Genomic DNA, 21147 nt, shown 5'->3' with positions numbered 1-21147 from the left:
AAGTCCACGATGAGCAAGCTGTCCGGCATCACGCCCTCCGGTCACGTCCACCTCGGCAACCACCTCGGCGCGGTCCGCCGCTGGGCCCTCGAGGGCGGCGCGGACGACCTGTACTTCGTCGCCGACCTGCACGGCATGACGACCCCGCACAACCCGGCAAAACTCCGATCACTGGCCCATGAGCAGCTGGCGGTGCTGATCGCCGCCGGCATCGATCCCGAGCGGGTGTTCGTCCAGTCCGACCTGGCCCGCGAGCTGGGGGCGCTGACCTGGGTCCTGGAGTGCACCTGCAACTACGGCGAGGCGGCGCGGATGATCCAGTTCAAGGAGAAGTCCAAGGGCCAGGCCGGCGTACGGCTGTCGCTGCTGACGTACCCGGCGCTGATGGCCGCGGACATCCTGCTGCAGGGCGCGGACGAGGTGCCGGTCGGCGAGGACCAGCGGCAGCACGTGGAGCTGACGCGGACGCTGGCCAAGCGGTTCAACGGCACGTACGGCGACGTGTTCACCATCCCGCGCGCGGTGCTGCCGCCGGCCGGCGCGCGGGTGAAGGACCTGGCCGACCCGACGCGCAAGATGTCGAAGTCGACGCGGGACGAAGCGGGTGTGGTGTTCGTGCTCGACGAGCCCGACCAGATCCGCCGCAAGATCCGCCGCGCGGTCACCGACGGCGGTTCGGTGCCGGTCCACGCCCCGGAGACCCGGCCGGGGATGGCGAACCTGCTGGAGATCCTGGCCGCCTGCCGGGGCGGGTCGCCGGCGGACCTGGCGGCGGAGTTCACGTCGTACGGGGCGGTGAAGGACGCCGTCGCCGAGGCGGTGGTCGAAGAGCTGCGGCCGGTGCGCTCACGGGCGTTGGCGCTGCTCGAGGACGTCGCCGAGCTGGACCGGGTGCGGAAGGCGGGTGCCGAGCGGGCCCGCGAGCGCGGCTCGCACCGGCTCGACGCGGCCCTGCGGATGATCGGGGCTAATTGAGCAGCGCCCGGAAGGCCGGCAGCAGGATCCGGTCGGCGGGCAGCCAGTCGACGTCGTCGAGGTCGTCGGGCCCGAGCCAGCGCACGGCTCGGTGCTCGACGGCCCGCGGCTCTTCCCCCGGCGAAACGAGCGTGGCGGCGTAGATCCGCAGGACCTTCCCGCCGGGCAGGGCGACGTCCTCACCGACCCGCGCCCCGACCTCGACGACGACGTCGAGCTCCTCACTGCACTCGCGGGCCAGCGCGAAGGCCTCGGACTCCCCGTCTTCGACCCGGCCGCCGGGCAGTTCCCACTGCCCGGCGTGCTTCGGCGGCCAGGCCCGCTGCTGGGCCAGCAGCTTGCCGTCCCGCACGAGGGCGGCTCCCACGATCACAGCGTTCACAGTCCCGGAACTTACCCGGAAGCCCCACCCCCGGCCGCGCCCCGCACCGGCTCCGCCCCAAGCGCCCCAATGTGGCCTTGGTTGCGTTCAACGCACCCAATGTGGCCTTCGGTGCGTTGAACGCACCGAAGGCCACATTGGGGCGCATGTGTCCGGGGCTCGTCAGGCGGCCGGGACCGACCGCCAGACGACCACGAAACGGGCGCCGCCGTCCGGCGACTCGCCCACCTGGACCCGGCCGCCCCGGCGCCGGACCGTCTCCGCCACCATCGCCAGCCCCAACCCCGTCCCACCGGACGACCGGGCCCGGTCGTCCGCGATCCGGTAAAACCGGTCGAACACCTTCTCCCGGTGCTCCGGCGCGATCCCCGGGCCGTCGTCGTCGACCACGACCCGCACCGACGACCGCGACGCCAGCACCGATACCACGATCTGCCCGCGCGCGTAGCGGCACGCGTTGCGCAGCAGGTTGTCCAGCACCAGCTCCACCTCCGCGTGCGCCGAGGACGCCCACGCCTGCGCGACCGCCGTGCTCACCCGCGTCTCCGGCGCCCCCGCCGGCAGCCGGGCCACCGCCGAACGCACTTCGCTCACCAGCTCGACCGGCGACGCCGGCGGCACCTCCCCCGCGTCCGAGCGGGCCAGCGACAGCAGCCCGTCCAGCAACGACGACAGCCGCTCGGCCTCCGTCAGGATGTCCGACAGCGTCTCCTGCGACAGCTCGGGATCGGGGTTCGTCACCGCCACCTCGGCCTGGACCCGGATCGACGCGACCGGCGACCGCAGCTCGTGCGCCGCGTCGCCGGTGAACCTCCGCAGCCGCTCGCTGGCCTGCTCCTGCCGCTCCAGCAGCGCGTTGAACTCCTCCGCCAGCGCGCGCAGCTCGTCGTGGGAGTCCGGCAGCGCCAGCCGCGCCCCCGGCGGCAGGGACCGCACCGAGCCCCGCATGCGCGCGACCGGCCGCAGCGACAGGCGCACCACCAGCCACGTCGCGAAGCCCGCCACCAGCGCGCCGATCGCCGCGACGACCACCAGCCACACCCCGCCGTAGTGCACCGCGGCCGCGAACCCGACCAGCCCGGCCCCCGCGACGACGAGCCGCTGCGCCCCGTCCGGCGCGCTCACGACCGTGCCGAGGTACCGCGCGCCGTCGCGCTGGACCGGCTGGCCCGCCTTGAGGGCCGAGACGTCCGCAGCGGAAAGACCCGCCGGGGTGCCGCCGTCCACCGGCGTGCCCGCGATGTCCAGCACCCGCAGCGTCACCGGGGCCGAGCCGGACAGCGGACGGCCCGCGCTCACCTCGGCGCCCGCCGGGCCCAGCGCCGAGGAAAGCTCGCGGTCGACCGAGCCGATGAGCAGCGGCGAGAGGTTCGCCGCCGCCAGTGCCGCCAGCCCGAGCAGGCAGCACAGGGTGATCGTCGCGGCCAGCACGGTGATCCGGGCCTGCAGGGACCGGCCCCGCCACCACGAGATCACGGGGTGATGACCTCGTCGAGCTGCGCGTCGGAGGCGAGGTAGCCGTGCCCGCGCACGGTTCGCAGCAGCGCGCCGGCCCCGACCGCGTCGAGCTTGCGGCGGACGTACCCGACGTAGACCTCGACCAGGTTGCGGGTCACCGCCTGCTCCTCGCCCCAGACCGCGCGCAGCAGCTCGTCCTTCGTGACGACCGTGCCCGCCCGGCCGACGAGGACCTCCAGCAGCGCGAACTCCCGCGGGCTCAGCGGGACTTCTTCGTCGTGCCAGTGCACCTGCCGCAGCCCGCGGTCGACGGCCAGCGCGCCGAGCCGCAGCGTGCCGCGGCCGGACTCCGGCCCGGCCCGGCGCAGCACCGCGCGGACCTGCGCGACCAGCACCACGAACGAGAACGGCTTGACGAGGTAGCCGTCGGCGCCGAGGTCGAGGCCGTCGGCCTGGTCGATCTCGCCGTCCTTCGCCGAGACGAGCAGCACCGGCGTGGTGACGCCGTCCTTGCGCAGCCGCTCCAGCACGCGGTAGCCGGACAGGCCCGGCAGCATGATGTCGAGCAGGACGACGTCGAACGTGCCCGTGCCCGCCAGCTGCAGGCCGGTGGGCCCGTCCGCGGCGGTGACCACGTCCATGCCCTCCGCGCGCAGCCCGCGCTGCAGGGCCTTCCGCACGCCCGGTTCGTCGTCGACCACCAGCACCCGAGGTTTCACGAGTCTCATCATGGCCGGTTCGCGCAGGTCCCGCGTCGGTTCTCAGCGCGATCTCAGCCGGGGAGGGAGAACCTTCAGGGGTATCTCAGCCTCGAGAGGGAAGCGTCGGTGCCAGGGAGCCGGGCACACTCGGGCCCGGGAACACCACAGGGAGAGACGCATGAAACCGAAGACGAAGGGCATCACCGCCGCGGTCCTCGGCACCGCGCTCGGTGCCGGCGGGCTCGCGTTCGTCGCGATGCCGGCCAGCGCCGACGACAAGCCGGCGCTGCCGCCGGTGAGCGCCGAGGACCTGGTCCAGTCGGTGGTCAAGGCGAAGCCGGGCGCGTTCGACGGCACGCTGAAGGTGAGCAACGACCTGGGCCTGCCCGCGATCGGCAACGCCGTGCCGGGCGCGTCGGCGCTCAACATGGACTCGGCGCACATCTTCACCGACGGCGCCGGCAAGAGCAGGCTGGCCGTCACGCAGGGCGCGAGCCAGGAGACCGTGGTCCACGACGGCACGACCGTCTGGGACTACAGCTCCCGGACGAACACCGCGACCAAGGTGACCATCCCGGCCGACGTGGCCCAGCGGAAGGGCGCGGGCAGCGACCGGACCACCGACCCGCTGGCGGCGTCGACGGAACTGCTCGCGAAGGTCCGCGAGAGCAGCACGGTGTCGGTCGACGGCACCGCGACCGTCGCCGACCGCCCGGCCTACGAACTGGTCCTGACGCCGAAGCCGACCGAGCGGACGCTGCTGCGCGAGATCCGCGTCGCGGTCGACTCGCAGACGCGGATGCCGCTGCGGGTGTCGGTCCTGAGCAACGGCACGGCGACGCCGGCCCTCGAGGTCGCGTTCACCGAGATCGAGTTCACGCAGCAGCCGGCCGACCTGTTCACCTTCACCCCGCCGAAGGGCGCCAAGGTGGAGGAGAAGACCGCGAAGGTCGACCAGCAGACCAAGGACCTCGCCGAGCAGGCCAAGCAGGACGTCAAGGTCGTCGGCGACGGCTGGGACACCGTCGTCACCGGCAAGGTGCCGGCGGAGGCGCTGAACGCGGCGCCGAAGCAGCAGTCCGGTCGTGAAGGCCGGGGTGCCAACGCCGACCCGAAGGCGCTGCTGGAGCGGTTCGGCAAGAAGGTCAGCGGCGCGTGGGGCAGCGGCTACGTCTTCACCACGAAGGTCGGCAGCGCGGTGCTGACCGACGACGGCCGCTTCGCCGCCGGTGCGGTGCCGGAGCAGGTCCTGTTCGAAGCACTGGGTCAGAAGTGACCAGCACGACTGTGGAGTCCGGGGCGGACGTTTCTTCGGAGACGTCCGCCCCGGCGGTTCCCCTGGCCGCACGCACGCGGGGGCTTCGCAAGGTCTACGGCAGCACCGTCGCGGTGGACCACGTCGACCTCGACATCCCGCAGAGCGCCGTCGTGGGCATGCTCGGGCCGAACGGCTCGGGCAAGACGACCACCATCCGGATGCTGCTCGGCCTGGTCAGGCCGACCGAGGGCGAGGTCGAGCTGCTCGGCCGCCCGATGCCGGACGCCGCCGCGCACGCGCTGCCGGACGTCGGCGCGCTGGTCGAGGGACCGGGCTTCCACCCGTTCCTGTCCGGGCGCGACAACCTGCTGCGCTTCGCCGCGGCGGAACCGCGGCTGTCGTCGGCCGGGATCGCGCCGGCGGTCGACGCGGCGCTGGAGCGCGTCGGGCTGACCGGGGCGGCGCGACGGCGGTACAAGGGGTACTCGCTCGGCATGAAGCAGCGGCTCGGGCTCGCTTCGGCGTTGCTGGTGCCGCGGAAGATGGTCGTGCTCGACGAGCCGACCAACGGCCTCGATCCTGCTGGTACCAGGGAGATCCGCAGGATCATCGCCGAGCTGCACGCCGAGGGCGTCACCGTGCTGGTGTCGTCGCACCTGCTGGCCGAGGTCGAGGCGACCTGCACGCACGTCGCCGTCCTGCAGTCCGGCAACGTCGTCGCCCAAGGGGAGCTGGCGGAGCTGCTGGAGTCCGGGAACGCGGCCCTGCTGGTCCGCACGCCGGACGCGGACCTGGCGGTGGAAGTGCTGCGGGAGAACCGGATCGGCGCCCGGTTGACGCCGGACGGCGTCCGCGCCGACCTCACCGCGGCCGAGGCGCCGCGGGTACTGCAGGTCCTGGTGGGCGCGGGGGTCGCGGTCCACGAGGCGACGCGGGCCCGCACCGGCCTGGAAGACCTGTTCGCGCGGCTGACCGAGGGGGCGGAATGACAGCGGTCCTGGAGGCACCGGCGGCCCGCACGGGCCACGACACGGTGCCGTTGCCGCGGCTGCTGGCCGCGGAGCTGCGCTGGATCTTCCGCCGGCCGCGCACGCTGGCCGTGCTCGGGCTCCTGGCGCTGATCCCGGTGGTGATCGGCATCGGCCTGACGCTGGTCGACGAGAACCCGTCGAGCGGCGGCGGCCCGGACGACGGCGGCGGGGCCCTGCTGGCCTCGGCGGTCAACAACGCGTTCGTGCTGCCGATCGCGGCGATCGTGATGTCGTTGGCGTTGCTGCTGCCCTTGGCCTCGGCGATGGCGGGCGCGGACGCGATCGCGGGCGAGACGTCCCACGGCACGCTGCGCGGCTGGCTGATCGCGCCGGTCGGCCGGGGTCGCCTGCTGGCGGTCAAGGCGTTCGGCGTCGCGACGGTGTCGGTGGTTTCGGTGCTGGCGATGGTCGTGACGGGCGTGGTGACGGGCCTGATCATCAACGGCACGGACTCGCTGTTCACGCTGTCGGGCACGACGTTGTCCCTCGGCGGCGCGATGGCGCGGCTGCTGCTGGTGGCGGCCTGGGTGGTGCTGCAGCTGTGGGCGGTCGGCGCGGTGGCGCTGGCGATCTCCAGCTGGACCGAGCACCCGATGCTGGTGGTGGCCTCGGTCCTGGCGGGCGACATCGTGTTCACGATCCTGGGGTTCCTGACGTCGCTGGACTGGCTGCACCCGTTCCTGCTGACGCAGAACTGGTCGATGGCGCCGGCCGAGGTCCTGCAGGACCCGATGGGCACCCAGATGCTGGGCGAAGGCGCGTTGCGCGCGGCCTGCTACATCGTGATCGGGCTGTCGCTGGCCTACGCGCGGTTGTCCACCCGCGACGGCTGAGGTTCCTTCCGGACGGCGTCAACCGACCAGCGCGACGCCGTCCGGGTCGAGCTCCAGCCGCACGGCGTCCCCGGCCCGCAGGTCCGACGCCGCCGGCGCGACCGCGTCCACTGTGGACTCTTCGAGCCGCACCACCAGCCGCACGTGTTCCCGGCGGTGGACCGCGGCCACGACCTCGCCCGGTACGCCTTCGGTTGCGACGCGCAGCGCGTGCGGCCGCAACCCCAGCCGCACCGGACCGTCGCCGACGTCCGGCAGGGCCACGTCGCCGAGGGACGTGTGCACGCGCCCGGCCGCCGCGGTGCCGTCCACGAACGTCGTCACCCCGAGGAACCGGGCCACGGTGTCGTCCGCCGGGTTCCGCCACACCCGGCGGACCGCGCCCTCCTGCCGCACCTCCCCCGCGTCCAGCACCGCGACCCGGTCGGCCAGCGTGAACGCCTCCTCCTGGTCGTGCGTCACCAGCAGGGCCGTGATCTTGCTGCGCCGCAGCAGGTCCGCCAGGTCGATCGCCAGCTGTTCGCGCAGGCCGGCGTCCAAACCGGACAGTGGCTCGTCGAGCAGCAGCAGCCGCGGCTTCGGTGCCAGCGCGCGGGCCAGCGCCACCCGCTGCGCCTGCCCGCCGGACAGCTCCGTCACCCGCCGTCGCTCGAAGCCGGCGAGCCCGACCAGCTCCAGCAGCTCGGCGACGCGCGGCGCCCACTGCGCGCGGGGCACCCCGTGCATCCGCAGGCCGAACGCGATGTTCGCGGCGACGTCGCGGTGGGTGAACAGCTGGCCGTCCTGGAACACCAGGCCGAAGCCGCGCCGGTGGACCGGCACCGCGCCGAGGTCTTCGCCGTCCCAGCTCACCGAGCCGCGCGCCGACGGCTCGAGCCCGGTGATCGCGCGCAGCAGCGTCGACTTGCCCGAGCCCGACGGCCCGAGCAGCGCCAGCACCTCGCCGTCGGCGATGTCCAGCCGGGCGTCGCGGACCGCCGCGAACGTTCCGTAGTGGACGGTCAGGTCCCGTACCGACAGCGCCATCAGAACTCTCCCACCCGGCCGCGCCCGAGCCGGTCGATCAGGGCGACCGCCAGCACCGTCACGAGCATCAGCAACGCGCACGCGGCGTATGCCATCTGGTTGTTCAGCTCCCCCGGCCGCGCCATCAGCGTCGCGACCGCGACCGGCAGCGTCGACGCCGTCGGCCGGGCGAGGAAGCTCGTCGCGCCGAACTCGCCGAGCGCCACGACGAAGCCGAAGCCGGCCGCCGCGACCAGCGGCCGCAGTGTCAGCGGCAGGTCGATCTCGCGCCACACCCGCAGCGGGCTCGCCCCGAGCGTCGACGCGGCCTGCCGCAGCCGGACGTCGACCGAGCGCAGCACCGGCAGCACCATCCGCACGACCAGCGGGATGATCACCAGCGCCTGGGCCAGCGGCACCAGGTACGGCGACGTCCGCAGGTCGCCCGGCAGCGCGTCGAGCGTCACCAGGTAGCCGAACCCGACGGTCACCGCGGACACCCCGAGCGGCAGCATGAGGACGGCGTCCATCGTCTCGCCCAGGCCGCGCGCGGCTTTGGCGGGCGAGCGCCGCAGCGCGACGAGCACGACGGACGCGAGCACGCCGACGACCACCGCGAGCAGCGTCGCGTCGATGGCCACCTTCAGCGAGTTCACCGCGGCGTCCCAGCCGGACACCTGGAGCGCGCCCTTCTCGCCGGTGCTCGTCAGTGCCCGGTAGCCGGCGAGGCTCCAGCCGTCCTCAGTGGACACCGACTCGGCGAGGAGCGCGACGATCGGCGTCACCAGCAGCGCGAGCACGACGCCCGCGGCGCCGACGACCCACCACTCGCCGCCGCGGGGGCGCCGGGCCGGGACCGAGCCGATCCGGGCGCCCTCCTTGCGCCGCCGGGCCAGCCCGCCGATGACCAGCGCGGCGACCACGGCCGTGAACTGGATCAGCGAGAGCGCGGCGGCACCCGAGAGGTCGAGGAGGTCGACCGTCCGCAGGTAGATCTCGGTTTCCAGGGTCCGGTAGCGGGCGCCACCGAGGATCAGGACGACGCCGAAGCTGGTGGCGCAGAAGAGGAACACGACGGCCGCGGCGGAGGCGACCGCCGGGGCGAGCGCGGGCAGCGTCACCGACCGGAACGCCCGCCACGGCGACGCGCCGAGCGCCCGGGCGGCGTCGGTCGTGCGGGGGTCCAGCCGCGCCCACAGCCCGGCAACGGTCCGCGCGACGACGGCGACGTTGAAGAAGGCGTTGGCCAGCACGATCGGCAGCACGCCGCCGTCCGGCCAGAGGGCGCGGAACGCCAGCCCGACGACGACGGTCGGCAGCACGAACGGGACGAGCACCAGCGTCCGCGCGAGGCCGACGCCGGGCAGCCGCACCCGAGCCAGCAGGAAGGCGACCGGCAGCCCGGCGACCACCGCGACCAGCGTGGACGCGGCCGCGCTCGCGACGGTGAACCCGGCGAGCTGCCAGGTCCGCGCGTCGTTCAGGACCACTTCGAGCCCGCCCGCGGCGAACCCGCGGCCGATGATCGCGACGACCGGCCAGGCGAAGAACACCACCAGGAAGCCGATCGGGGCCAGGCCCAGCAGCGCCAGGCCGAGCCCGCGAGCGGTCCTGGGCGGGGCTAGGACTTTCTTTCGGGGGCTCCGGGTGGCGGAGCCCCCGGCCCGAGGCGGAGCCTCGGATGTCACTGCTGCACGAGCGTGCGCCATTCGCCGATCCACTTCTCGCGCCCGGCCTGCACCTGGTCCGCGGGCAGCGTCTGCGGCTTCTGCGGCAGCGGCGCGACCTGCGCCCAGCCCGCGGGCAGGTCGACACCCTGGCGGGCCGGGTAGACGTACATGTTGGCCGCGACCGTCGCCTGGAACTGCTGGGAGAGCAGGAAGTCGACGACCTTGCGCGCGTTCTCGACCTGCTTGCCGCCGGCCAGCACGCCGGCGTACTCGACCTGCCGGTAGCAGGTGTCGAGCAGCGCCTTGGTGCGCGGCTTCCCGTCGTCGCCGACCTCGGCGGCGGGCGACGACGCGTACGAGACGACGATCGGCCGCGGCCCCTTGCCGGACGAGCCCGAGAACTCCTTGGTGTAGGCCTCTTCCCAGCCGCTGACCACCTTGACGCCGTTGGCCTTCAGCTTGGTCCAGTAGTCCTTCCAGCCGGCCTCGCCGTACTTGGCGATCGTGCCGAGGAGGAACGCCAGCCCGGGTGACGCCGTCGCCGGGTCCTCGGCGACCAGGAGATCCTTGTACTTCGGGTCGGCCAGGTCGTCGTAGGTCTCCGGCGCGGGGATGCCCTTGGTGGTGAAGTAGTTCGTGTCGACGTTGACGCAGACGTCGCCGACGTCGACCGCGGACAGCCGGTGCTCGGGGTCGACGGCGTAGCGCTGCGGCCCGCGGTCGGCTTCGGGGCTGGTGTAGGGCTCGAAGACACCCTCGGCCAGCGCCCGGGAGGCGAAGGTGGAGTCGACGCCGAACGCGACGTCGCCGATCGGGTTGGCCTTCGTCAGCACGAGCTTGTTGGTCAGCGAACCGGCGTCGCCCTGCTTGAGCACGGAGACCTTGATGCCCGACTGCTTCTGGAAGGCGTCGAGCACCTCCTGCGGCGCGAGGAAGGAGTCGTGCGTCACGAGGGTGACGGTGGGCGTCTGCTGCGTGCCACCGTCGCCGTCCGACAGCGAGCACCCCGCGGCGACCACGCCGACGACGGCAATGGCCGTCGCAGCCCTGCGTTTCATCTACCCTCCTGCACTTCGCCGGACGCGGAGGGAAGCCCTCCCGTCGCCGGCATGATCCGGTCAGGTGCGAACGGTCGCGGGTGACCCGCCTCTCAGCCCGGCTGACCGGACTCCCGTGGCAAGCGTGCAGCGTAGTCCAGGACGGACGACCATGGAGACATGACGGAAATCTTGAGCGACTCCGAAGCCGATCAGCGCCTGGGCTCCGGTTGGACCCGCTCCGGCGCGGTCATCGGCCGCGAGGTGGAGCTGGCGAGCTTCCCCCAGGCGATCGAGGTGGTGAACCGGGTGGCGGAGCTGGCCGAAGCGGCCGACCACCACCCGGACATCGACATCCGCTGGCGCACGCTGACGTTCCGGCTGACGACGCATTCGGCGGGCGGCCTGACGGCGAAGGACTTCGACCTCGCCGCGCAGATCGACTCGGTACTCGCGGACCTGTGATCCTGGTTACTCTGGGTGCACTTTTGCCTGGTCCCGACGTCTCTCGGTTACCGGAACCTTCGGGAGGGAGACAAGAGATGACTCAGGCAATCGTGGTCGGTACGGCAGCGTTCGCAACGATGGTGGCGGCGGCCGGCGGGGTGCTCTGGTTCACCGCCCGCAACCGCCGTCACCTGGACAGCTGAGAGTTCGATCACAGCTGTTAACACGGGGCATGATCGGCGCGCTGATCCTGCGGAAGCATTGGTATCGCCCGTAGGGAAGCCCCATGAACAGCACTCTCACCGCCGCCCAGCGCGCCTGGATCAACGCCCTCGCCCCCGCGGTGGTGCTGATCACGATCGCGCTGCTGGGCCTCCTCGGCTGATCGCCGCTACCCCGCCGCCCGGATCTCCTCCGGCGGCGGGAACTCGGCCGGGGTCTCGTCGGCCGTGGACCAGTACTCGAGCCCCGACAGGCGGCCGTCTTCGACGAAGACGATGAGCCCGCCGTCCGGCACCTCGGCTTCGACCGCCACCCGGCTCTCCACCTGCGCTCGCGGGGTCGCTTCGGCCACCGCCAGGTCGATCGTGGGGCAGCCGCAGCCGCACCGCCCGGTCACGCGAGCCGTGGGCGCCTGGGCCCGCAGCTCCGCCGCCCCGGGGAAGTCCGCCGCGAGCAGTGTGTCCAGTGCCGTCCGTTCGTTCGGCGTCAGCGCGCGTTCCACGGTCAGTACCGGGGCATGTTCGGGATCGCCTTCTCGGCGACCCCGATGAGGTCCTCGACCTTCGCTACGTCGGCCGTCACGTCTTCGGCCGTCACCGGAGGCGCCTCCGAGGAGCGGTAGGCGACCTCGTTGCGCCGCATCCGCATCCGGTTGAAGGGACGCAGAAGCGGGCCCAGCGGCGGATCGAGCTGGGCGAGCACCGCTTCGTAGAGGGCGATGTGGCCACCACGGCTCGTCGCCCGCAGGCCCTGGTTCTGCAGGACGGCGGCCAGCGCACGCCGCGCGCCGTCGTAGGCCAGCGTGTAGGCGCCTTCCGGGTCCGGCTCCAGCAGCTGCCGCGCCGAAGCCACGTGCGTGCGGGCCCTGGCGAGCTCGGCCTCCGCGGCCTCCCGCGAAGCCGGGACGTGCTCGAGGGAGCCGCGCGCGATGAGCGCGTCGATCGTGGCGCGGCCCTGGTTCCACCGGGTCATGCTGTCTCCTGCTCGAGCGGCAGCGGGGCCAGCGGGCGTTCACGCACGCTGGTGAGGAACGGGTCGGTGCTGCTCGCCGCCCACGCCGCCGGCGAGATCCGGTGGACGTTGACTTCGCGCCCCAGCCGCCGCGACACGCCCTCGGCCAGGTCGAAGAGCTCGTCCGCATCGGGCGAGCCGACGACGAGGACATCGACGTCACCCGGCGGCGGCCCCGGTTCCCCGCTGTAGCGCGCGGCCCAGGACCCGTAGATGTAGGCCTCGCGCACGCCCGCCAGCCCGGACAGCGCCTCGGTGAGCAGGGGCAGCGGCCCGAAGGTGACGGAGATGAGCTCGGCCAGGGGCCGGTAGAGCGGGGTGTCGGTGCGGGCTCTGACGAGCCGGCTGCGGCCGACCCGCCGGTCTTCGAGGATGCCGCCGCCGACGAGCCGTTCGACCTCGCGCAGCACGGTCGTCGCCGAGACGCCGAACGCCTTGCCGAGCTCGGTGATGCTGTACTCGCGCTCCGGGTGCAGCAGGACCAGCGCGAGCAGCTCGCCCTGCATGCGGGAGCGCAGCAGGGGCAGCAGGCTCGGCGAAGCTTTCATTGGACGCAGCATATCCTGCGTCCAATGAAAACAACAGTCAGTAGTTGACGCTCACACGTTGAAGCGGAACTCGACCACGTCGCCATCCGCCATGACGTAGTCCTTGCCCTCCATGCGGACCTTGCCCGCCGACTTCGCGGCCGCCATCGAGCCGGCCTCCATCAGGTCGTCGTACGAGACGATCTCCGCCTTGATGAAGCCGCGCTCGAAGTCCGTGTGGATGACGCCTGCCGCCTGGGGGGCCGTGGCGCCCTGGGGGATCGTCCAGGCGCGGGCCTCCTTGGGGCCCGCCGTCAGGTACGTCTGCAGGCCGAGCGTGTGGAAACCCGCGCGGGCCAGGGCGTACAGGCCCGGCTCCGGCTGGCCGACCGACTCGAGCAGCTCGCGCACCGACTCCTCGTCGTCCAGCTCCAGCAGTTCCGCCTCGACCTTCGCGTCGAGGAACACCGCGTCCGCCGGCGCGACCAGCTTCGTCAGCTCCTCGCGGCGGGCCTCGTCGGTGAGCACCGATTCGTCCGCGTTGAAGACGTACAGGAACGGCTTCGTCGTGAGCAGGCTCAGCTCGCGCAGCGCCTCGAAGTCGACTTCCTTCTGCGCCTGGAACAACGTGCGCCCGGCGTCGAGGATCTCCTTCGCCTTCTGGGCGTTGTCCAGCGCGGGCTTGTTCTCCTTCTTCGTCCGCGCTTCCTTCTCCAGCCGCGGCAGCGCCTTGTCGAGGGTCTGCAGGTCGGCGAGGATCAGCTCGGTGTTGATCGTCTCGATGTCGCTCGACGGGTCGATGCGGCCGTCGACGTGCACCACGTCGGGGTCGTCGAACACGCGGATGACCTGGCAGATCGCGTTGGCCTCACGGATGTTCGCCAGGAACTTGTTGCCCAGCCCGGCACCCTCGGACGCGCCCTTCACGATGCCCGCGATGTCCACAAAGGACACCACGGCCGGGACGGTCTTCTCCGACTTGTACAGCTCGGCCAGCTTGTCCAGCCGGGGGTCCGGCAGCGGCACGACGCCTACGTTCGGCTCGATCGTCGCGAACGGGTAGTTCGCGGCGAGCACGTCGTTGCGGGTCAGCGCGTTGAACAGGGTGGACTTGCCGACGTTGGGCAGGCCGACGATACCGAGGGTGAGGCTCACGACCCCGCAGTCTACGTGCCCGCCCCGGCCCGGCCCCACGCACCCAACGCCGTGGCGGATTTCCGCCAGCGACGGCGCTGACCTGCTGGCATGCTCGAATTCATGGTCACCGAAACGCGCGCACTCTGGCGCGACGCCGAACGCTGCTACCGCGTGGTCACCGCCCGCGACTCGCGCTTCGACGGCCAGTTCATCATGGCGGTCCGCACCACCGGCATCTACTGCCGCCCGTCCTGCCCGGCGTCGACGCCGAAGGTGCAGAACGTCCGCTTCTTCCCGACGTCGGCGGCCGCGCAGGCCAACGGCTTCCGCGCCTGCCGCCGCTGCCTGCCCGACGCCGTGCCCGGCTCGCCGGACTGGAACGTGCGCGCCGACCTCGCCGCGCGGGCGATGCGCCTGATCTCCGACGGAACCGTGGAGCGCGAAGGCGTCCCGGGCCTCGCCCGGCGGCTCGGCTACTCGGACCGCCAGCTCGGCCGCGTGCTCACCGCCGAGCTGGGCGCGGGCCCGCTGGCCCTGGCCCGCGCCCACCGCGCGCATTCGGCGCGGCTGCTCATCGAGATGTCCGAGCTGCCGCTGACGGACGTCGCCTTCGCGGCGGGCTTCTCCAGCGTCCGGCAGTTCAACGAGACGATCCGCGAAGTGTTCGCGACGACGCCTTCGCAGCTTCGCGTCTCCGCGGCTTCACGACGGGGACGGCAGAGCGATGTCACCGGAACGCGGCTCAGCCTGCGGTTGCCGTTCCGCCCGCCGTTCGACGCTTCGGGGTTGCTTCGCTTCTTCGCGGAGCACGCGGTACCGGGCGTCGAGGAAGTGACGTCGGAGTCCTACGCGCGCACCCTGCGGCTCGCCCACGGCTCCGGCGTCGTCCGGCTGACGCCTTCACCCGACCACGTCCGCTGTGAACTGATGCTCACCGACCTGCGCGACCTCGGCAGCGCGGTCAGCCGGGTGCGCCGGCTGCTCGATCTCGACGCCGATCCCGCGGCGGTCACCCGCGTGCTGGGCGCGGACCCGGCGTTGGCCCTGCTGGTCGCGGCCGTGCCCGGGATCCGGGTGCCGGGCGCCGTCGACGGTGAGGAACTGCTGCTCCGCGCCCTCCTGAGCGAGGTGCCGCCCGGCGAGGAGATGCCGGGCGAGTGGGGCGTGACGCGGCTGTTCCCGACGGCGGCCCAGGTCGCGACGACCGGCCACCCCGTCGCCGCCGCGCTGGCCGAGGGACGGCTGGACGTGCACGTGGGCCGGGACGCCGCGGAACTGCGGGCGGAGCTGCTGACGTATGTCGACCTGCCGACCGCGGACCACGTGGTGATGCGGGTCCTCGGCGCCCCGGACGTGCTGCTCGCCGACGACGCGAAAGTCCGCCGCGGCGCCGAGACGCTGGGGATCTCGCCGGATTCGCTCGGCGAGCGAGCCCGCGCGTGGACGCCGTGGTGCTCCTACGCCGGGATGTACCTCCGGCGCGCGGCCGCTTCGCCCTTGTCCGCCTAGCTTCTGTTCGCCTGGCCCTGTTCGCCCTGCCACAGCACGGCTTGCGCGACGATGACCTGCTCACCGTCGTAGGTCGCCGCCGGCGAGCCGTACAGGCGGTAGCCGAGCTCCAGCATCTCGCTGACCCGGTGGCAGAACTTGGCGTCGTCCGGGCCGGTGAGCATGCGGTAGCGGGGCAGGCCGTTCGGCGGCTGGTCGGTCATGGCTTCATCTTGGCCGAGTGATCAGCCCGCGCGCACCTCCAATGTCGAGCCCGTGCGGGACTTGCGGACCCGCAGCCGGGTCGGGATCCGCTGCCGCAGCTCTTCGACGTGGGACACGAGCCCGACCACCCGCCCGCCGGCGCGCAGCTCGTCGAGGATGTTCATCACGACGTCGAGGGTTTCGGCGTCCAGCGTGCCGAAACCCTCGTCGACGAACAGCGTGTCCAGCAACGCGCCGCCGGTCTCCCCCGCGACGACGTCGGCCAGCCCCAGCGCGAGGGCCAGCGACGCGAGGAAGGACTCACCGCCGGACAGGGTCTTCGCCGGGCGGATGGTGCCGGAGTAGTCGTCGAGCACGTCGATGCCGAGCCCGCCGCGGGTGCCGCGCGCGCCGGCCGCGTCCGAGTGCACGAACGCGTACCGGCCCTGGCTCATCGTGCGCAGCCGGTGCGTGGCGGCGACGGCGACTTCTTCGAGCCGCGCGGCCAGCACATACGACCGCAGCGACATCTTCCGGCTGTTCTGCCCGCGCCCGTTGACGACGTCCGCGAGCGCGCGCAGCTCGGCGTACTCCGCTTCGGCAGGCGCGAGCCCGGCCAGCGCCTTGCGCAGCAGTCCGGCGAGCCGGGTCAGCTCCTCGTGCTGCGCGGTGGCCACCCGCAATGCCGCATACGCCGAGTCGGCCCGTGCCCGGGCCAGCTGGGCCGCGTCGGCGGCGCGGCCGACGTCCGCGACGTCGTCCGGCGAGATCCCGAACAGGTCCGGCTCGGCCAGCAGCGCCCGCGCGCCCGCCGCGGCCGCTTCGGCCTCGGCGATGCCTTGCTCCAGCTTCTCGATCTGCTCGTCCGGCAGCATCGCGGCCCGCGCCTTCTTCAGCGACGTGAACCCCTTCGCCGTGACCGCCGCCTCGACCAGCGTTTTTTGTTCGGCCACCCGATCCCGCGCGCCGGCGACCGCCGTGCGGGCGTCCGCGACCGCTTCCAGGGCCTCCGCCAGGCCGAGGAGGTGCTGCCGCCGCGCGCCGACGTCCGCGAACTCGCCGCGCCCGGCGACCAGCCGGCGTTCGCGTTCGGCCAGCCGTTCGTCCAGGGCGCGGACGTCGGTCGTGGCTTCGGTCGCCGCCTGTTCGGCCCGGCGCAGGCGTTCGGCCCGCTGCTCGGCGTCGCGTTCCAGGAGGACGACCTGCTGGCTCAGCTTCGCCTTCCCGGCGGCCTGCGCGGTCAGCGCGGCGACTGTGGCGCGGGCTTCGGCCAGCTCGGCGGTGATCGACTCGGCCGTGCGCCCGGCCAGCCGCTCGATCAGCCCGGCCAGCCGCGCCTTCGCCTCTTCCAGCGCGACGACGACCCGCTGCCGCACCGCGTCCGCCGCCTGCTCGGCTTCTTCGGCCTGACGCTCTTCGGCCGGATCGACCAGCTCGACGTCCCGGCTGGCCTTCGCCGGGTGCTCGGCCGACCCGCACACCGGGCACGGTGCGCCGTCGGCCAGCGCGGCGGCCAGCTCGGCCGCCATCCCGTCGAGCCGGCGCTCGCGCAGGTCGAGCCGGCGTTGCCGGGCGGCCTGGTGCGCGTCGACGACTTCGCGCAGCTTGGCCTCACCGCGCTGGACTTTCGCCTGGGCTTCGGGCAGCTCGGCGGCGTCGCGGGCGAAGGCACGCAACTCGTCCACCTTTGCCTTGGCGCCGTCGAGCTTCGCCTCGGCTTCCGCCGCTGCCAAGGCGTCCGCCCGCAGCTTGGCCAGCTGGCCGGGGATCGCGGCCAGCTCGCCGGTCAGTTCCTCGACCTGCTGCCGGGCCGTGACGGCGGCCAGCTTCCGGTCGTCTCGCCGCATGACGTCGAGCTCCTGCTGCTCGGCTTCGGCAAGCAGCTCCGCGACCGCCCCTGCCTCTTCGCGCGCGGTGGCCGCCCGCGCCTTCAGGTCGCCGGTCGCCCGGGTGCCTAACTCTCGCAGGCGAACGCCGCGTTCCTTCTCCGCCTGCTCGGCTTCGGCGAGTTCGGCGACCCGCCGGTCCAGCAGGTCGGCCGCTGCGGCGACGCCGGCCGCCCGCCGCGCGGCCGCCACCTCCTGCGCCCACTCCGCGCGCTGCGGCGCCTGCTCGGTGATTTCCAGGAGCCGCAGGTGCGCGGTGCGGACGCGGCGGATCTTTTCCGCGCCCGCGCGTTCTTCCTGCAGGTAGACGTCCGCGCGCTCGGCGGCCGACCGGGCCCGCTCCTCCTCGGCCGTCACTCGCTGGACGCGTTCTTCCGAGGCCGCGAGCACAGCGTCGACCCACTCGGCGACGTCCGCCTCCGGTGGCTCCTGGTGGGCCTCCTGCGCGTACCGGGCCAGCAGCTCCCGCACGTCCCGCTGCCGCGCTTCGAGCTCCCGGCCGCGCTCGGCGCGCAGCTCGGCGAACCAGCGTTCGACGTCGGCGAAGCGCTCGGTGCCGAACAGCCGCTCCAGGAGCTTCTCGCGCTCGGCGGTGTCCGAACGCAGGAAGCGGGCGAATTCGCCCTGGGGCAGGAGCACCACCTGGAAGAACTGGGCCGCCGTCATCCCGAGCAGCCGCTCGACGGTGCGCGCGACCTCCTCGATCCGGATCAGGCCTTCCGGTGGCAGCCCGGCCGGCGCGGTGCCGATCCAGCTCAGCGACACCTTGGCCTGCTGGGTGGTCGTGCCCTCGCCGCGCCGCTTCGGCCGCTGGTACTCCGGGTTGCGCACGATCTTCAGCCGGTGCCCCTGCACGGTGAGCTCCAGCGCGACCTCCGTGACCTGGTCGGGCTCGGCGAGGTCGCAGCGCAGCCGCTTGGCCTCGTTGCGGGCGCCGGGGACCACGCCGAACAGCGCGAACGCGATCGCGTCGAGCAGCGTTGTCTTGCCGGCGCCGGTTTCGCCGTGCAGGAGGAAGAGACCGTCGGCGCCGAGCACGTCGAAGTCGACCACTTCGCGTGCGCAGTACGGCCCGAAGGCTTCGACCTCCAGCCTGTGCAGCCTCATTTCGCGAGGGCCCCCCGGTCGGCCGCTTCCAGGGCGTGGAACAGGAGCCGCTCTTCGCGCTCGGTCGGCGGGGCGCCGCGGCAGTCGTCGAGGAAGCTGCGCGAGACCTCGATGTCGGACCGGCCGCGGACGGCGTCGGCGTAACGCAGCGGGGCGCCGGCGTGGCCGCCCGCGGGCTCCCACTCCAGGTGCACGGCGTACGGGAACCGCTCGCGCAGCCGCCGCATCGCGTCGACCGGGCGCACCCGGTCGGTGACCGTGACCGACAGGAAGTGGCCGAGGTAGGCGTCGTGCGCCGGGTCCCGCAGGAGGTCTTCGATTTCGCCGGTGAGCGTGGCGAGCTTTCTCGGGACCGGCAGTTCGTGGCGCCGGACCTCGGCGAGGCCGCTTTGGTCCAAGTCGACCAGCCAGACCGATTTGCGTTGGCGTGCTTCGGAAAACGAGTACGCCAGCGGGCTGCCGGAGTACCGCAGGTGCTCGGCGAGCGTCTGCGGGCCGTGGAGGTGGCCCAGTGCCACGTAGTCGACGCCGTCGAAGACCGAGCCGGGCACCTGCTCGACCCCGCCGACCGCGATCGTGCGCTCGGAGTCGGTGGGTTCGCCGCCGGTGACGAACGCGTGCGCGAGCACGACCGACCGGACGCCGGGCCGGGTTTCGAGGTCCGCGCGGATCCGGCGCATGGCCTCGGTGAGCACGCCGGTGTGGCCGCGGGCATCGGGCACGCCCAGCGCGTGGCGCGCCGGTTCCGGTTCCAGGTAAGGGATGCCGTAGACGGCGACCGGGCCGTGGGCGTCTTCGAGCAGCACCGGTTCGGCCAGCCCGCCGACGGTGGTGCGCAGGTGGAGGCCACCGGCCGCGGCGAACTCCGCGAACGCGCCGAGGCGGGGCGCCGAGTCGTGGTTTCCGGGCGTGACAACGAGTTGCGCGCCGGCCGCGCGGATCCGGGCGACGGCTTTCGTGGCGACCCGGACGGCCTCCGCCGAGGGGACCGCGCGGTCGTAGATGTCGCCTGCCACCAGGACGGCGTCGATCGCCTCGCCGGCCACGAGGTCGGCGAGGTGCCCGAGCACCGCTTCCTGTTCCGCGAGCAGGTCGGCGCCGTGGAACGTGCGCCCGACGTGCCAGTCGGAGGTGTGCAGGATTCTCACGAGGGCCAAGGTACGACCCGGGTCCGACGAAATCGCGCAGGCACGCCGCCTTCTCACTCGAACGTGTGTACTAACACGAGTGTGCAGGATCGGACACGCCCTGCGCGGAATCGATGTGTTCGCAGGTCAGCTACCCACAGCGACGGTTCGGGTGCGTTTTTTGTCGGTGGGGTCCGCCATGATGTTCCGCGAGCGCTCGGAGTTCGGACGAAGGAGGCGAAGTGGCGACAGTGCTGACCACGGCGGCGATCGTGCTGGCGGTCCTGCTGCTGTTCGCCGTCGCGCTGCTGTGGCGGCTGTACCAGGACGGGATGCGCCGGGCGGACGCGGCGGCCCGGCTGGTGGCGGCCGAGCGGGCCAAGGCGGACCAGCAGCAGCTGGCGCTGCGGCGCTACGAGGTCGCGTTCGCCTCGATCAGCGGAAGGGGTGAGCTGGGCGAGCAGGTGCTGGTCGAGACGGCACGGGCGCTGGGGCTGCGCGAGGACCTGCACTTCACCCTGCAGACGGACCTGGCCGGCGGCGGCGCGGCGAAGCCGGACATGGTGCTGCGCGTGGGCGGCGACCGCACGGTGCCGGTCGACGCAAAGGCGAGCATGGCGACGTGGTCCGAGGCGGTGGAGACGGACGACCCGGACGAGCGCCTGGACGCGTTGCGCGCGCACGTGCGGCAGATCCGGTCCCGGGCGGCGGAGCTGGCGGGCAAGGGCTACCAGCGCTGGGCGGACGCGATCTACGGCACGATCATGTTCGTCCCCTCGGACGCGGCGGTGGTCGCGGCCCTGGACACCGACCCGGAGCTCCTGCGCTGGCTGATCGACCGCCGGGTGTTCCTGTGTGGCCCGACGGGGTTCGGCGTCCTGGCCTCGGCGGCGTTGTTCGCGGCGAGCGACCGGACGCTGGAGGCGGACGTGGAGCAGGTCCGGGCAGGAGCGGCGGCGGCCCACCGGGCGGCGGGTGGCGCGGTGGAGGCGTTGAACCTGTCGAGCACGCACTTGCAGCGGTTCCTGTCGGCCCGCCGGCGGGAGCTGGAGGCGCTGGAGACGTTCCGGTCGACGGTGGCCCCGCTGACGGAGGCCTCGGGCAGCCCGGCGGCGGTGCCGACGGTGCGGAAGGGAGACGAGCTGGCGGCAAGCTGACACGGCAGGTCGCGGAGGCCGGGTTCCGGGCGCCGGTTCCGTCGGCGGGGCAGGTTCGGCCGGCAGGTCAGGCTGCGTGCCCGAACCGACCCTCCGGGCACGCAGCCGACCAGCCACGTACACGGACGCTCGGCCGACGAGCCGGCTGGGCCGTGCCGAGCCCGGCCACCACCGGGCGTGTCGCCGGCACCGGGCGTGCCGGCCGCGCCTGCGAGCCGCGCGCTGCGGGCGGCGGGCGGCGGTCAGCGGCGCCCGCTGCCGAGTCGTGCGAGCGGAGCGCGCCTGACCAGCGGTTATGCCCGCCGAAGCCGCGCGCCCGCCCACCGCCGATCCCCTGCGGCGAGCGCCCCTCCGACCGCCCGTCCGGGTATTCCTCCGGGCGCCGGTTGTCCTCGGCCACCTGCACGAGGGACCCTCACCACAGCGGCCCGCGGGTTGCTACCCGGTGCCACCGGTTCGTTTCCGCGGGTGGCTGTCGGCCCAT

20 protein-coding genes and 1 riboswitch are annotated in these 21147 nt (G+C 73.1%); of the genes, 7 read left to right on the top strand and 13 right to left on the bottom strand.

Annotated elements, in window-relative coordinates; translation table 11 throughout:
• The first annotated feature begins 9 nt into the window (after positions 1-9).
• Positions 10-975 carry a tryptophan--tRNA ligase gene (gene trpS / locus I4Q55_RS21675; RefSeq protein WP_206790080.1) on the top strand — a complete coding sequence of 322 codons (966 nt, stop codon included), beginning with the start codon at positions 10-12 and terminating at the stop codon, positions 973-975.
• On the opposite strand, the gene I4Q55_RS21670 is transcribed toward trpS, so the two are convergent.
• The 3 genes from I4Q55_RS21670 to I4Q55_RS21660 form a co-directional block, all read right to left on the bottom strand.
• Complete coding sequence (locus I4Q55_RS21670; RefSeq protein WP_206790079.1) at positions 968-1357, bottom strand: (deoxy)nucleoside triphosphate pyrophosphohydrolase; 390 nt, start codon at positions 1355-1357, stop codon at positions 968-970. The two genes, trpS and I4Q55_RS21670, sit on opposite strands and share 8 nt — an antisense overlap.
• A 162-nt stretch (positions 1358-1519) precedes the next feature.
• Positions 1520-2833, bottom strand: coding sequence for a HAMP domain-containing sensor histidine kinase (locus tag I4Q55_RS21665; RefSeq protein ID WP_206790078.1), 1314 nt, complete (start codon positions 2831-2833; stop codon positions 1520-1522).
• Complete coding sequence (locus tag I4Q55_RS21660; protein WP_206790077.1) at positions 2830-3546, bottom strand: response regulator transcription factor; 717 nt, start codon at positions 3544-3546, stop codon at positions 2830-2832. Before I4Q55_RS21660 ends, I4Q55_RS21665 begins: the two co-directional genes overlap by 4 nt.
• 148 nt (positions 3547-3694) lie before the next feature.
• Here I4Q55_RS21660 and I4Q55_RS21655 point away from each other — a divergent pair, with 148 nt between their 5' ends.
• Genes I4Q55_RS21655 through I4Q55_RS21645 form a run of 3 tightly spaced genes read left to right on the top strand, consistent with a single transcriptional unit; the run spans position 3695 to position 6638 of the window.
• On the top strand, positions 3695-4792 hold the full coding sequence (locus I4Q55_RS21655; RefSeq protein WP_206790076.1) for an outer membrane lipoprotein carrier protein LolA: 1098 nt from the start codon (positions 3695-3697) through the stop codon (positions 4790-4792).
• Positions 4789-5763: an ABC transporter ATP-binding protein gene (locus tag I4Q55_RS21650; RefSeq protein WP_206790075.1), complete on the top strand. Its 975-nt coding sequence runs from the start codon at positions 4789-4791 to the stop codon at positions 5761-5763. The genes I4Q55_RS21655 and I4Q55_RS21650 overlap by 4 nt, the downstream gene beginning before the upstream one ends.
• Entirely contained in the window at positions 5760-6638 is an 879-nt protein-coding gene (locus tag I4Q55_RS21645; protein ID WP_206790073.1) for an ABC transporter permease, read from the top strand. The genes I4Q55_RS21650 and I4Q55_RS21645 overlap by 4 nt, the downstream gene beginning before the upstream one ends.
• Before the next feature lie 18 nt (positions 6639-6656).
• Here the strand turns inward: I4Q55_RS21645 and I4Q55_RS21640 are convergent, their stop codons facing one another.
• The 3 genes from I4Q55_RS21640 to I4Q55_RS21630 all read right to left on the bottom strand — a co-directional run bounded on the left by I4Q55_RS21640 (position 6657) and on the right by I4Q55_RS21630 (position 10371).
• Positions 6657-7664, bottom strand: a complete 1008-nt coding sequence (locus tag I4Q55_RS21640; RefSeq protein ID WP_206790071.1) for an ABC transporter ATP-binding protein — start codon at positions 7662-7664, stop codon at positions 6657-6659.
• Positions 7664-9220, bottom strand: coding sequence for an iron ABC transporter permease (locus tag I4Q55_RS21635; protein ID WP_206790237.1), 1557 nt, complete (start codon positions 9218-9220; stop codon positions 7664-7666). Before I4Q55_RS21635 ends, I4Q55_RS21640 begins: the two co-directional genes overlap by 1 nt.
• 107 nt (positions 9221-9327) lie before the next feature.
• A complete protein-coding gene (locus tag I4Q55_RS21630; RefSeq protein WP_206790069.1) occupies positions 9328-10371 on the bottom strand; it encodes a thiamine ABC transporter substrate binding subunit in 1044 nt (347 codons plus the stop codon).
• Positions 10372-10391: 20 nt separating this feature from the next.
• Positions 10392-10498: riboswitch (TPP riboswitch) on the bottom strand.
• A gap of 32 nt (positions 10499-10530) precedes the next feature.
• Here I4Q55_RS21630 and I4Q55_RS21625 point away from each other — a divergent pair.
• A complete protein-coding gene (locus I4Q55_RS21625) occupies positions 10531-10815 on the top strand; it encodes a 4a-hydroxytetrahydrobiopterin dehydratase (RefSeq protein WP_206790067.1) in 285 nt (94 codons plus the stop codon).
• A 373-nt stretch (positions 10816-11188) separates the two neighbouring features.
• On the opposite strand, the gene I4Q55_RS21620 is transcribed toward I4Q55_RS21625, so the two are convergent.
• The 4 genes from I4Q55_RS21620 to ychF are packed head-to-tail and all read right to left on the bottom strand — an operon-like array spanning position 11189 to position 13712.
• Positions 11189-11521 (bottom strand): hypothetical protein, encoded by a 333-nt coding sequence (locus tag I4Q55_RS21620; protein ID WP_307793276.1) that lies wholly within the window; start codon positions 11519-11521, stop codon positions 11189-11191.
• A 2-nt stretch (positions 11522-11523) separates the two neighbouring features.
• The gene (locus tag I4Q55_RS21615; RefSeq protein ID WP_206790066.1) at positions 11524-11991 is read right to left on the bottom strand and encodes a hypothetical protein; all 468 of its coding nucleotides are present in this window, start codon (positions 11989-11991) and stop codon (positions 11524-11526) included.
• Positions 11988-12578 carry an ArsR family transcriptional regulator gene (locus I4Q55_RS21610; RefSeq protein ID WP_206790065.1) on the bottom strand — a complete coding sequence of 197 codons (591 nt, stop codon included), beginning with the start codon at positions 12576-12578 and terminating at the stop codon, positions 11988-11990. The genes I4Q55_RS21615 and I4Q55_RS21610 overlap by 4 nt, the downstream gene beginning before the upstream one ends.
• 51 nt (positions 12579-12629) lie before the next feature.
• On the bottom strand, positions 12630-13712 hold the full coding sequence (ychF, locus tag I4Q55_RS21605; RefSeq protein ID WP_206790064.1) for a redox-regulated ATPase YchF: 1083 nt from the start codon (positions 13710-13712) through the stop codon (positions 12630-12632).
• A gap of 90 nt (positions 13713-13802) precedes the next feature.
• Between ychF and I4Q55_RS21600 the strand changes: the two genes are divergently transcribed.
• Positions 13803-15203 (top strand): DNA-3-methyladenine glycosylase 2 family protein, encoded by a 1401-nt coding sequence (locus tag I4Q55_RS21600; RefSeq protein ID WP_374194480.1) that lies wholly within the window; start codon positions 13803-13805, stop codon positions 15201-15203.
• Here I4Q55_RS21600 and I4Q55_RS21595 read toward each other — a convergent pair.
• The 3 genes from I4Q55_RS21595 to I4Q55_RS21585 are packed head-to-tail and all read right to left on the bottom strand — an operon-like array spanning position 15200 to position 19527.
• Complete coding sequence (locus I4Q55_RS21595) at positions 15200-15406, bottom strand: DUF1737 domain-containing protein (RefSeq protein WP_206790062.1); 207 nt, start codon at positions 15404-15406, stop codon at positions 15200-15202. The two genes, I4Q55_RS21600 and I4Q55_RS21595, sit on opposite strands and share 4 nt — an antisense overlap.
• Before the next feature lie 21 nt (positions 15407-15427).
• A complete protein-coding gene (locus tag I4Q55_RS21590) occupies positions 15428-18379 on the bottom strand; it encodes an AAA family ATPase (RefSeq protein ID WP_206790061.1) in 2952 nt (983 codons plus the stop codon).
• Positions 18376-19527: an exonuclease SbcCD subunit D gene (locus I4Q55_RS21585; RefSeq protein WP_206790060.1), complete on the bottom strand. Its 1152-nt coding sequence runs from the start codon at positions 19525-19527 to the stop codon at positions 18376-18378. The genes I4Q55_RS21590 and I4Q55_RS21585 overlap by 4 nt, the downstream gene beginning before the upstream one ends.
• A 221-nt stretch (positions 19528-19748) precedes the next feature.
• Here I4Q55_RS21585 and I4Q55_RS21580 point away from each other — a divergent pair, with 221 nt between their 5' ends.
• On the top strand, positions 19749-20663 hold the full coding sequence (locus I4Q55_RS21580) for a DNA recombination protein RmuC (RefSeq protein WP_206790059.1): 915 nt from the start codon (positions 19749-19751) through the stop codon (positions 20661-20663).
• Positions 20664-21147: the final 484 nt, after the last annotated feature.

Origin of the sequence: Amycolatopsis sp. MtRt-6 (assembly GCF_017308975.1) — a bacterium.
Classification (GTDB): Bacteria; Actinomycetota; Actinomycetes; order Mycobacteriales; family Pseudonocardiaceae; genus Amycolatopsis.
The sequence above is the reverse complement of the archived record's forward strand: the minus strand, read 5'-3'. Positions and strand labels throughout refer to the sequence as shown.